This is a genomic window from Paenibacillus sp. S-38, from assembly GCF_049942825.1.
GTDB lineage: Bacteria > Bacillota > Bacilli > Paenibacillales > NBRC-103111 > Paenibacillus_G.
In genome coordinates, this window is record NZ_CP187970.1 from 209,048 (window position 1) to 221,361 (window position 12,314).

7 protein-coding genes are annotated in these 12,314 nt (G+C 54.9%); all 7 read left to right on the forward strand.

All coding sequences use genetic code 11. The features are described 5' to 3' along the window. Positions 1 to 38 precede the first annotated feature (38 nt). The gene (locus ACP26L_RS01005; RefSeq protein WP_426450600.1) at positions 39 to 5,258 is read left to right on the forward strand and encodes an S-layer homology domain-containing protein; all 5,220 of its coding nucleotides are present in this window, start codon (positions 39 to 41) and stop codon (positions 5,256 to 5,258) included. Positions 5,259 to 5,635: 377 nt separating this feature from the next. After that, on the forward strand, positions 5,636 to 6,589 hold the full coding sequence (locus tag ACP26L_RS01010) for an ROK family glucokinase (protein WP_426450602.1): 954 nt from the start codon (positions 5,636 to 5,638) through the stop codon (positions 6,587 to 6,589). A 163-nt stretch (positions 6,590 to 6,752) separates the two neighbouring features. Continuing rightward, on the forward strand, positions 6,753 to 7,652 hold the full coding sequence (rapZ, locus tag ACP26L_RS01015; RefSeq protein ID WP_426450604.1) for an RNase adapter RapZ: 900 nt from the start codon (positions 6,753 to 6,755) through the stop codon (positions 7,650 to 7,652). Continuing rightward, the gene (locus ACP26L_RS01020) at positions 7,649 to 8,638 is read left to right on the forward strand and encodes a gluconeogenesis factor YvcK family protein (protein ID WP_426450606.1); all 990 of its coding nucleotides are present in this window, start codon (positions 7,649 to 7,651) and stop codon (positions 8,636 to 8,638) included. Before rapZ ends, ACP26L_RS01020 begins: the two co-directional genes overlap by 4 nt. Positions 8,639 to 8,644: 6 nt before the next feature. After that, the gene (gene whiA / locus ACP26L_RS01025; protein WP_426450607.1) at positions 8,645 to 9,583 is read left to right on the forward strand and encodes a DNA-binding protein WhiA; all 939 of its coding nucleotides are present in this window, start codon (positions 8,645 to 8,647) and stop codon (positions 9,581 to 9,583) included. A gap of 430 nt (positions 9,584 to 10,013) precedes the next feature. Beyond that, complete coding sequence (locus ACP26L_RS01030) at positions 10,014 to 10,283, forward strand: HPr family phosphocarrier protein (RefSeq protein ID WP_010500412.1); 270 nt, start codon at positions 10,014 to 10,016, stop codon at positions 10,281 to 10,283. Positions 10,284 to 10,486: 203 nt separating this feature from the next. Then, on the forward strand, positions 10,487 to 12,277 hold the full coding sequence (locus tag ACP26L_RS01035) for a stalk domain-containing protein (protein ID WP_426450608.1): 1,791 nt from the start codon (positions 10,487 to 10,489) through the stop codon (positions 12,275 to 12,277). Positions 12,278 to 12,314 lie beyond the last annotated feature (37 nt).

Here is a 12,314-nt window from a genome sequence, read left to right on the forward strand (position 1 = left end):
GAAACTTGGGGTTTTAGGGAAAGGAGAAGTCGGATACTTTGAAGAAATTGTCGAAACGAATCATCCCTGCGGTTCTGTCTTCCGTCCTGCTGATTGGCGGCAGTCTTCCGGCGGGTGCCGCACCCGATACCGGCCAGGGGTTGGTTGTTGATCCGTCCAACGAGCTGCTTGCACCTTCATTACAGCTTCAGGGATTGGCTGCTTCCCCGGTACAGCTGCTGCAGCAAAAGGGTCTTACCGTTACGGAGAACAAGGATACGGGGGCGCCGCGCTTTTTGATGGGGGCCTTATCGGCCCGGTTGAACACGGATGAAGCTGTGCTTCGATATGTAAGCTTGAACCAACAGGTCTTCGGCCTGCAGAATGCCGCGGCGGAGCTCGGTTTGGTCAGGAAGAACACGGATAGTATAGGCCAATCCCATTACCTGTACCAGCAAAAGTACCAGGGCGTTCCGGTTTATGGGAAGTATATCAACCTGCATCTGGATTCAGGCAAGAAGGCGTATGCGATTCAAAACCAGCTTCTGGGTTCCGTCAGCGGTTTATCTGTGGATGTTACTCCGGCATTGAACGGGCAGGAGGCGGTGGCCAAGCTGCGGGCTGAACTGGAAGCGGAGATCGGACAAGCAATCACGCTTGGGGGGAAGATCGGCGAGAAGGTGGAGGTGCCGCTGCCGGAGGCCAAGCTGGTGGTGTATCCATCCGAAGGTCAGACGCATCTGGCGTATGAAATCAAATTCACGTATATCCAGCCGGAGATCGGCAGCTGGGTTGGTTTTGTCGATGCTCATACGGGAGCTATCATACATAAGTACAGCAATCTCCATCACGCGGATGGGGACGGGGCGGTTGTCTCGGAGAATGTCGGCCATAAGGGCGACAAGAAGCAGTTGAATGTGGTTCAGCTTGATAATAAATACTATATGGCGGATTTCACCAAGCTCATGTTCTCGCAGCATCCGGGGCACGATTTACCGGGAACGATCGAAACGTATGATTATAATGATCTGCTTAAAGCAAGCACGCAGAAGACGGAACTGTTACCTATCTCTAGCAATTCGCCGGTGTTCAACAGCCAAGCCGGCAGCCAGGCATCCCATGGAGTGGATGCACACTACAATGCCGGACAGGTGTATGATTTCTTCCTGAAGGAATTCGGACGCAACAGCCTTGACGGTAAGGGGATGGGTATTAATTCCATAGTCCATGTACCTAACAAGTATAATCAGCCGCTGGATAATGCTTACTGGTTAAGCGGGGCAAATGCCATGTTTTATGGTGACGGCAGTCTGATGAAATGCCTTGCATGCGCCAGTGATGTGGTGGCTCATGAGCTCACGCACGGGGTAACCGAGTTCTCTGCAGGACTCGTATATGAGAATCAATCTGGTGCGCTGAATGAGTCCTACTCGGATATCTTGGCAGCCGCTTTTGACAGTGAGGATTGGCTGATAGGTGAAGATACGGGTTCGGCCCTGCGCAGTTTGGAAACCCCGTCATTGCACGGACAACCCGATCATATGAGGGCCTATCAACCGCTGCATGATGATGTGAATGAAGAAAAAGGGGACCACGGCGGGGTACATATCAACAGCGGTATTCCGAATCATGCGGCGTATCTTATTGCCAAGAAAGTGGATGAACTGAAGATTGCCGGGTGGAGCGGTCGTCGGGTAATGGCGCATCTCGCATATCACTCGCTGACGAAATATATTACGCCGGTCGCAGAGTTCGAGGATGCGCGTGACGGTTTCGTAGCTTCCGTAGCCGATTGGCAGAAAGCTAACGGGATCCCGGCAGAGCAGGCTCAGAAGGTGAAGGAAGCGGTCATTGCAGCCTGGACAGAAGTGGGCCTCGGATATACGAATGGTTCCGAAGCACACCAGAGCAACAATATCACGAGTTTTACGATTCCATCCGTGGGCAATAAAACCGAAATGGAACAGCAAACGAAAATTGACCTGGGGAATGCGACAGTAGTTTATTATGTTCCCGAAGGAACGAACATCAGCAATTTGACTCCACTGTTCACGGTATCTTCCGGAGCCACAACAAGCCCGTCTTTAGGCACGCCCCGGGATTTCAGCAAGGGGGGCGTAACTTACACGGTCACTTCTCAAAGCGGTGGCTCGAGGGTATGGACCGTTTTTGTAGTCCAAGGAAACAAGGATACGGTCGCTCCCCTCTACCAAAAATCCTCCTTCAGTGCGGATAAAACAACTCTGACCATTGAGTTCAATGAAAATGTGTTAGAGTACCGCAACGACGGGAGGATGTTGAGGGACAAGCTTAGGGTAAATGTGGATGCGGATGGTACGGGGGGACAGCCTCTTGGTGCCGATCAAAGTATCGCTATTCAGGATGGGAAACTCGTCATCTCATGGAAGAGCCCACTCGATCTTGCTTCGATACGGAATATTCTGATTCCATCCGAAACAGTTGTTGATTTATCCGGGAACTTCAACACGAACTCCATTCAGATGGATGTAGCCCAAGCGCCTATACCGGTAGTAATGGGAACTACAATTATGGGAATGATCACACCTGCTGAAAAAGAATCCATCGTTGAACTGCACGATGCGGAAACGGGTGCACTCGTATCTACCGCCCCATTGAAGGCAAACGAGAATCGGGCTTACTTTTTCTATGTACCTGATGGCAAATATCTGATGCGTCAAGTCATCGGCAGCCATCCGGCGAGTATGGTGTCCGCCCCGATCACAATCGTCCGACTCCTGTCCCCTGGTAGCCTTCGGGCGACCGAGGTGACGCCGGAATCCGTGAGGCTGCAGTGGGAGCCGGCTGCTGCCGGCACACCTGTTACCTACGAGGTTTACGGTTACGGGATGGATGGAAGCGTTGTGGCTTCCGCGTCCGGAGTGACAGATGCGGTTTACAACGTGACCGGTCTGACGCCGGGAAGCTACATGTTCTCGGTCAAAGCGGTGGATGCTGCGGGAGGGCGGATTTCTACTCCGGCAGTAACCTATGTGAATCATGAAGTGACGGTTACCACCGATATATACGCTCCGATCTGGTCCACCTATGCGGCTCTCGGGGATTCCCTGGCAGCCGGTATGACGCCGACCGGTGGACTTGGACTCGGGTATCCTGATTTCATCGCGCAAGAGCTGACCAAGCAAGGACAGCTTGCTTATCCCTTGACTGACAAGCGCTATGCAACTCCTGGATATACGTCCGGTGACGTGCTGTCGGACCTGAAGCGCAGTGTGACTCGTTCCGTCTACGGCCAGCCTGGACAAGGCAGTATTGCCGATACGGTACGTTCGGCAAACCTCATTACGCTGAATGCCGGAGCCAACGATCTGCTGGCCGCCGACAAGATTACGGGAGGGACACTCGGCGGTACGCAGGTAAACCAGCTGCTGGCATCGATTGGCAGCAACATCGGCAGTACGCTGGACCAGATCAAAGAGCTCAATCCCAATGCATCTGTCTTTGTGATGGGTTATTACAATCCATATCCACATGGAACAGAGCAGGAGAAGCAGCGCGCTCAGGTGCTGATTGAGGCGCTCAACCAAGTGATTAAGGATGTGGCCGAGAAACGGGGGGCGAAGTTTGTTGCTACCATGAATGCAATTGCCGTCAACGCAGCCCAGAACCTCCCGATTGCAACCAACATTCACCCGAGCACCGAAGGCTATATTGCGATTGCCGCGGAGTTCCTGAAGGTCATTCCGGACGGAGCCGCGAAGAGCAAGCTGACGGTCAGCGACGTGACCCGTACTGGAGCGAAGCTCACTTGGGATCCTGCCTTAGACTTTAAGGGGGTTACCGAGTACCGGGTATACCGCGATAATACTGTGGTTGGTACGGTATACGGCGGCGAAACCTCCTATGCTGTTTCGGGCCTTGCCGCAAGCAAGACCTACCAATTCCGAATCGAAGCGGGCGATGCGGCCGGCAATTGGTCTACGGGCGGCCCTACAGCTTCCGTAACTACCACCAAGGGTTCAAGCTCACCAGGTGGCGGCGGAGGAGGCAGTGCCCTTCCTGCGGATGCCTTTACGGTATCCGATAAGGGCGTGACCCTCAAGTCTGGCGCCTACACCTCCGTGCAGAAGACGGAAAACGGGCAGTTCGTTACCGAAATCACGCTGGATGGCGCCCGGCTGGCCGAAGCGTTCCAGAAGCTGCAGACGCTCGGCAGCGCCTCCCACACCATTACGCTTGAAGTCGACACTAAGCAGGGTGTGACTGTTGTAGCTCCGGGACAAGCGCTGCTCGAAGGGCTGAAGGCAGTGCCTGATGCCTCGCTTCGGATCCAAACGAATACAGCCGGTTACCACGTACCTCTGCATGTGGTTCCGGGAGATATTACGGAACAGCTGAAGGCTGCAAAACCGAGTGACGTACTGGTCCGCTTCGGGATCCGGGTCACTCCGGGTTCGTCGGTCACGGCCGCGAAGCTTCAGGGAGACCTCTATGGCTTTGACGTGACCGCCGCAGCAGGCACGGCGTCCCGGAAGCTGGCCATCCCGGCGAACAAAGCCGGTGTCATCACCCTGTCGCTGGATGGCGAGATCAACGAAGCCCAGGCCTCTCTTGCCGGCTATGACCCGGACAAAGGCACAATCCGTTTTGCCCCGGCACTCTTCAAGGAAGAAGGGGGCAAGACGACCGTCACCGTCGCCCGGAATGTATCCCCTGCTTACGGCATAGTGATTACGGAGCCGGCGTTCACCGACCTCAGCGGTCACTGGTCGGCGAAGGATGTGGAGCTTCTTGCCGGCAAGCGTGTGATCGAAGGCACGACGGACACCACCTTCGAACCGGAGAGCCCGATGACACGGGCCCAGTTTGCGACGCTGCTGGTCCGCGCCCTCGGCGTTGATCCGGCTGCAGAGAGCATAAGCCGGTTCACCGATGTCACACCGGGGGCCTGGTACGGCGCGAGCGTATCCTCTGCCGTCTATGCCGGGCTGATTGAAGGCTTCGAGGACGGCACGTTCCAGCCAGATGCGTCCATCACCAGAGCGCAGATGGCGACGATGATCTCCAGAGCTTTGAAGTTTGCGGACCGCAAGCCTAATGCTTCTACGACCTTGCTGAGCTCTTTTACGGATAAAGGGGACATCGGCGAATGGGCGGGAGAAGCGGTAGCGGAAGCCGTGCATGCGGGAATTATTCAAGGCATGACCGATACGACGTTCGCGCCGATGGAGAATGCAACCCGGGCCCAGGCGGCTGTGATGCTCAAACGGATGCTGCTTTATATTGAATACCTTAATTAGGATCCGGCCTTATGCAAACGGCACCCTCGTTCCCATTGGAATGAGGGTGCCGTTCAGCATTCTGCGGAGCTACGACACACCCGGAAATGTGGACTTTATGCGGAATCATGTTCAAGCGGCCCGGGATGAGGTATAATAGGAGAGATCGGGCGTCCGGCAAGGGATGCCAATAGAAGGGCTGAGACCGTTAAACCGTCTTTACGGCGGGGAATATACAGCTCTTTGATGCGGTGGAAAGCGGCCTTGTGGGTGCCTTGGGAAGCCCCTCCGGAAGAGGGGGTGGAGCCCCTGGTTTACCCTTGACCTGTAGGTAGGGTTGCCTTATAGTTGGAACAGGAGTTATACGTTAAACATGTCGTATGAGGTGAAAAGCAGGTATGGGAGATCAAGTGTACGTAGGAGTCGATTTGGGAGGAACCGCGATTAAAGTGGGATTGTGCGACGCGCAGGGCAAGCTTCTGCAGACGTACGAAGGCCCGACCGGTACCGAACACGGCGCGGATGTCGTGCTGGAGAATATCGCACAATATGTGCGCAAGCTGGTGGCGGAATCCCCTTATGAGTGGGAGCAGGTTGCCGGAGTCGGTGCGGGGATCGCCGGGTTTATGGATATTCCGGAAGGCTTCATGAAGCTGTCTCCCAACCTGGGCTGGCGCAACGTTCCGGTCAAGAAGATTCTTGAGGAGAAGCTGGGCGTGCCCGTCAAGATCGACAACGACGCCAATGTAGCGGCACTCGGCGAAGCATGGAGCGGAGCGGGCGCAGGGATTCCGAATGTGGTCTGCTATACGCTTGGAACAGGTGTAGGCGGCGGGATTATTATTCACAGCCGCATCTATCAGGGCTTCAACGGCATGGCGGGAGAGCTCGGCCACATGCTGGTCGTGCCCGATCTGGAAGCGATCGAGTGCGGATGCGGCAAGAAGGGCTGCCTCGAGACCGTATCTTCGGGTACGGGCATTATTCGCATGGCCAAAGAAGCGGTAGCACGCGGAGAGCATACCTCCCTGGCGCTGGTGGAGAACATCATGGCGAAGGATGTGTTCGATGCGGCGAAAACCGGCGACGAAACCGCACTTCGGATCATTAACCGCGCAGCGCTGTATCTGGGTAAATCGATGGCTGCTGTGTCCGTCGTGCTCAACCCGAAGCGTTTCATTGTGGGCGGGGGCGTATCCAAGGCAGGCGATATCCTGTTCGACGCTATCCGCAAGTATTACCATGAATTTGCTCAAGAGACTGCACAGGAAGGCGTGGACATTGTGCCGGCCGTGCTCGGCAACGATGCCGGCGTCGTGGGCGCAGCGGGTCTGAACCTGCACAGTATCTAACTGGATAACCGGTGCTGCGGAGTCTCGTACACCTGCCTGATATACAAGAGTTACAAGGCGAGGACCCGGTCCGTTCCAGAGGGAAGGGATTGCAAGAAGCACAAGTGCAGACCCTTTCCTTTTGTCCGGCCAGCCAAAGTCCAAGCGAAAGGAGTTAGGCCTTATGGAAGAAAACCATTCCCTCGGAAAGCTGGTCATCATTACAGGCATGTCCGGAGCAGGCAAGACGATCGCGGTGCAGAGCCTCGAGGACTTGGGCTTCTTCTGCGTGGATAACCTTCCGCCGGTTCTGATTCCGAAGTTTGCGGAGCTCATCGAGCAGTCGAAAGGGCGCATCGGCAAGGTTGCGCTCGTGATCGACCTGCGGGGACGCGAGTTTTTCACGTCGTTGTCGGAGTCGCTCCGTTATCTGAACGAGAATTATACGCTGACGTATGAGATCCTGTTCCTTGATGCCACCGATTCCGTGCTCGTCCAGCGGTACAAGGAGAGCCGGCGGAAGCATCCTCTGGCGCCGACGGGCGCGCCGCTCGAAGGCATCCAGGCGGAGCGCAAGCTGCTTGAGGAGCTCAAGGGATTGGCTACGCAGGTCATCGATACCACGAGTCTTAAGCCTGCCGCACTGAAGGAGAAGATCGCTTCACGGTTCACCAACGTGGAGGGCAGCAGCATCTCCGTCAACGTCATCTCGTTTGGCTTCAAATATGGTGTTCCGATCGATGCAGATTTGATTTTTGACGTGCGGTTCCTGCCGAATCCGCATTATATCGATCACCTGCGCCCGAATACGGGGCAGGATCCTGAGGTCTACGAGTATGTCATGAAGTGGAACGAAACGCAGGAGTTCCTCGCGAAGCTGCTCGATATGCTCCAGTTCCTTGTCCCGCAGTACAAGAAAGAGGGCAAGAGCCAAGTAGTCGTAGGGATCGGATGTACAGGCGGCAAGCACCGTTCGGTTGCGATTGCGGAATACCTCGGCAAAATGATGGGCAGCAGCGAAACGGAAATCGTCAGGGTAAGCCACCGTGATTCGGAGCGCGACCGGGTCGAGGTGAAAAGATGACCGATGCCCTGGAGAGGGAAAGCTATACGCCCCGGATCGTTGTCATCGGAGGGGGAACCGGGCTGTCGGTCATGCTCCGCGGCTTGAAGCATAAGCCGATGGATATCACCGCCGTAGTGACGGTCGCGGACGACGGGGGCAGCTCCGGCATCCTGCGTTCCGAGCTGGAGATCATTCCTCCCGGGGATATCCGCAACGTGCTTACTGCGCTGGCTGATGTGGAGCCCCTGCTCGGCAAGCTGCTCGAGTACCGGTTCGACAAAGGCAATGGATTGGCAGGGCACAGTTTGGGCAACCTAATGCTCGCAGCCATGCGTGATATTACCGGCGACTTCGTGACAGGCGTCAGGGAACTCAGCCGTGTCCTCGCGGTCCGGGGACGCGTGCTGCCGGCAGCCGATGAGGCCATTGTGCTTCGGGCAGAGCTCATGGACGGCAGCATCGTTGAAGGGGAATCGAAGATCCCGAAAGCCGGCGGGGTGATCCGCAGGGTGATGATCGAGCCCCGGGATGTGAAGGCGCTGCCGGAAGCACTGGAAGCGCTCAAGAACGCCGATGCGATCCTGGTCGGCCCCGGAAGCCTGTACACGAGCATTATGCCGAACCTGCTGGTACCGGAGATCGCCGAGACGATCGTCCAGTCCAAAGCGCTCAAGATGTTCATCTGCAACGTCATGACGCAGCCCGGGGAGACGGACGATTACAAGGTCAGCGATCATCTGAAAGCGATACGCGATCATGTAGGCCATTCGCTGTTCGACTACGTTATCGTCAATAACGGGGTGATCCCCGATGCGGTGAAGCGCAAGTATGCCGACAAAGGGGCCGAGGTCGTCCCCCTGGATCTGGATGCTGTGACGCAGGAAGGCTACAAGGTCATCGCCGACAAGCTGGTTCTGTTCCGGACGTACCTGCGCCATGATGCCGAGAAGCTGAGTCAACACATATATCAACTGGTGGAGAGCTGGATGTTCAAGAAGAGGTGATGTACCATGTCCTTCGCCGCCCAAACGAAGAAAGAGCTGACCTTGATGGAGGCGGACGCCTGCTGCGAAAAAGCGGAGCTGTCCGCACTGATCCGGATGAATGGAGCGGTGTCGCTGACGAGCCAGAAGATCATTCTGGACATCTCGACGGAGAACGCCGCTATTGCCAGGCGCATCTATTCCCTGCTCAAGAAATCGTATACGGTGCATATCGAACTGCTCGTTCGAAAGAAGATGCGGCTTAAGAAAAATAATGTGTATATCGTCAGGGTACCCTCTCAGGTACAGAGCATTTTGTCCGATCTGCGGATCGTCTCGGAAGGCTTCCTGTTTGCGTCGGAGATCGATGCTTCCCTGATTGCGAAAGATTGCTGCAAGAGGGCCTACCTGCGTGGAGCTTTCTTGGCCGGCGGTTCGGTGAACAATCCGGAAGGAACCTCGTATCATCTGGAGATTTATTCGATGTATGAGGAGCACTGCCAAGCCTTGTGCAGGCTGGCCTGCGAATTCGGATTGAACGCCAGGTGCATTGAGCGCAAGAAGGGATTCGTGCTGTATATCAAGGAAGGCGAGAAGATTATCGACTTCCTGTCTCTGATCGGTGCCCATCAGGCGCTCCTGCGCTTTGAGGATGTCCGGATCATGAAGGATATGCGAAACTCCGTCAACCGGCTGGTGAACTGTGAGACGGCCAATCTCAACAAAACGATCGGCGCGGCTGTACGGCAGATCGATAACATCAAGCTGCTCCAAAAAGAGCTCGGCCTTGATAACCTGCCGGAGAAGCTTCGGGAGGTTGCGGAGATTCGTCTTCAGCATCCCGATATGAATCTGAAGGAAGTCGGGGATCTGCTGAAGGGAAAAGTCAGCAAGTCGGGTGTGAATCACCGGCTGCGGAAGATTGATGAGATGGCGGAGAAGCTTCGTAAATCCCAGGCGCTCTGAGTGAAATATAGAACTTTTGTGTAATTTTGCAAATATTCTAGTGCAGAGTGCCGAAAAATGATATAATAGTTGAAAAATTGCTTTTTTAGTTTGGAAATGTGAGGGAAGAAGCACCCGGAGATTACAGCGAGAAGCTTCCTTAACGCTTTCGTATGGGCCAGTTACGTTAGGGTTATGTCATCATTTTTTCATCCTAACGTTCTGGATGCTCCAGGATTCATTTGGTTTTGCCGGTTGGGCCGCAGTCATTGTTACCATGCGATAGCCGGTATGCCTGCCATAGGCAGCGGTGCGGTATGACAGGAATGGACTCATGTCTTGTTGGTTGAAGCCTAGTGACGTTACGAACATCCAGGCTGCTTTAAAGCTAGAAGGGGACGGGAACGTCTTCAGGATTCGGAATTTACAGATTGTAGGGGGTATTGGTTGCATGTCGAGACGCCCAGTTGTCGTCAAGTTAAAAACAGGCCTTCATGCCAGACCGGCAGCGCTGTTCGTTCAAGAAGCGAATAAGTTCTCTTCGGAAATCTTTGTGGAGAAGGACGAGAAGAAGGTTAACGCCAAGAGTATCATGGGCATCATGAGCCTTGCGATCAGCACCGGTACGGAAGTTCACATAAGTGCTGAAGGTTCGGACGCTGAACAGGCTGTAAACGCTTTAGTCACACTGGTCAGCAAAGAGGAATTGGAGAACCAATAACGACCGCCACGGGGCTTCCGATAAGGAAGCTTTTTTCCTGTGCTAAAAGTAGGGCTTCAGAAGTATAGTGCCAAGGGGAAGAGCGCAACCTTTTTTCGAGCCGTGCGTCTATTATGACGTGCCTCAAACGGCCGGAGAAGGTTTTTTGGCCTGGGATGAAGAGACAGAATAGAGCTGCAGGAAGAGGAGTAGGAGAAGAGAACATGAAACGAATCAAAAAAGAACTGGCCCTCTTGATGGTGGTCAGCCTGCTGATGTCATTCGTATGGGTTTCCCCGGGAGCGGCGGCTGAGGAGGAGAAGAACCCGCTCGCATCCGCCAGCACCACGTATGTGCTGCTGTATATTGACAAGGCGGAAGCCTTCCTGAATGGCACGCAGGTGACCCTGGATGCCCCGGCTACAATCATTAAGGACAAAATGTATGTGCCGGCAAAGTTCCTCGGTGATGCGCTCGGCATGAAGGTGGAGTGGAATGACGCTACCCGCCAAATTGAGATGGAGACCCCGGGCTATGAGATCATGCTCGACATTGACAACAAATCGGTATGGATTAACGGGTATTGGATGGCCTTTGACGACGTAGCCGCCATTGTGAACGGACGCCTGATGATCAAGCTGACCTGGCTCGCGGATTACATGGGAGCCAAATATACGTATAACAATGAACTGCGCCGCGTGGAAGTGCTGCATGTGAATGCGCCTCAAGGGCTGTACGATCCGAACACGAGCAACTCCAAGCCGGTGGCGAAGTTCACTTTTGCCAAGCAGACCTACAAGATCGGCGAGCCGATCAAGTTCGTGGATCTGAGCTATGATCCGGATGCCGAAGGGATTGCCAAGTTCGAGTGGAAGGGCAAGGAAGACGCTTATTTCCAAGCGGGCACCTACCCGATCACCCTGACCGTATGGGACATCAACGGCAACAAGAGCGAGCCGTACACACGCAATCTGGTGATCTCGAATGAGACCTTCCTGAGCGCTGTGGAGTACCCGATCTACATGAAGCCGGTCGGTTCCTTCATCAAGACGAACTGGAGCACGCTGTGGAGCCACTTCTGGGAACTGCCGGAGCTGCCTAAGACGGCTACCGAGGTTCCGGGGCGGACGCTTCTGGTCTCCGACAGTCCGGAGGAGTTCTATGAGCAGGGCATCCTGTATCAGGACGAAGTCGAAGGCAAAGCGAGATTGTATGCCGACCATATCAACGGGACCAAGGAAAAAGTAAGCTTCGCCATCCTGGCGAAGAACATGACAAATAAGCCGGTCACGATCAAGACGACGAATAAAGGGGAAGTGTGGCCTTCGGTCTACGCGAACCTGATCGGCAGTGAAGCCACAGTCGACTTCCTGCTCGGGGACCCGCTGAGCGAAAGCATGACGATCCCTGCAGGCCAGACATTCACTTACAAGCAGATGCCGGACTTCTACCCGGCTCAAGGCGTGAATTTGTTCTATGACCTCGAGACGGACGGCAAGGTACAGTTCTCCTTTATTGCCGCCAAAGATGTCTCCCAGAAGGCGCTGGCGCTGCCAAAGCTTGATTTCAGCGGCCACGTAAGAGGCACCTTCCCGATCTCGGAAGTGAAATGGAACATCGACGCTTCTTCGTTCACGACACCGTCCAGGCTGATTCTTGGCGATGGGATCAAAGATCCGTTCCTGCCGGGTTACGATCCACAGCGGAAGGCTGAGGTCAAGAATGACGGCAACTACGGCGTCATTTACAAAATTCATGCCGATAAGCCGCGCAAAATGGCTATCATGATCTTGGCCAAGGGTGGCGTCTTCAAGGGGCCGATTAAGATCAACGGAGACATTCGACTTATTCCGGAATCGGGGGTCATCACGGCCTTTGACGGCATGCAGATCCTTGCGAAGACGACGGGCAAGGAAGAATCGCTTGATATTGAGTTCAGCCCGCCGGCCGGCTCGGCTTTCCCGGTGGATCTGATCTTCTATCCGCTGGACGACCGTGTAGAGCAGCAGCCGTAATCTATAGCAATAACAGCCCTTTCCTATGCCATTCATA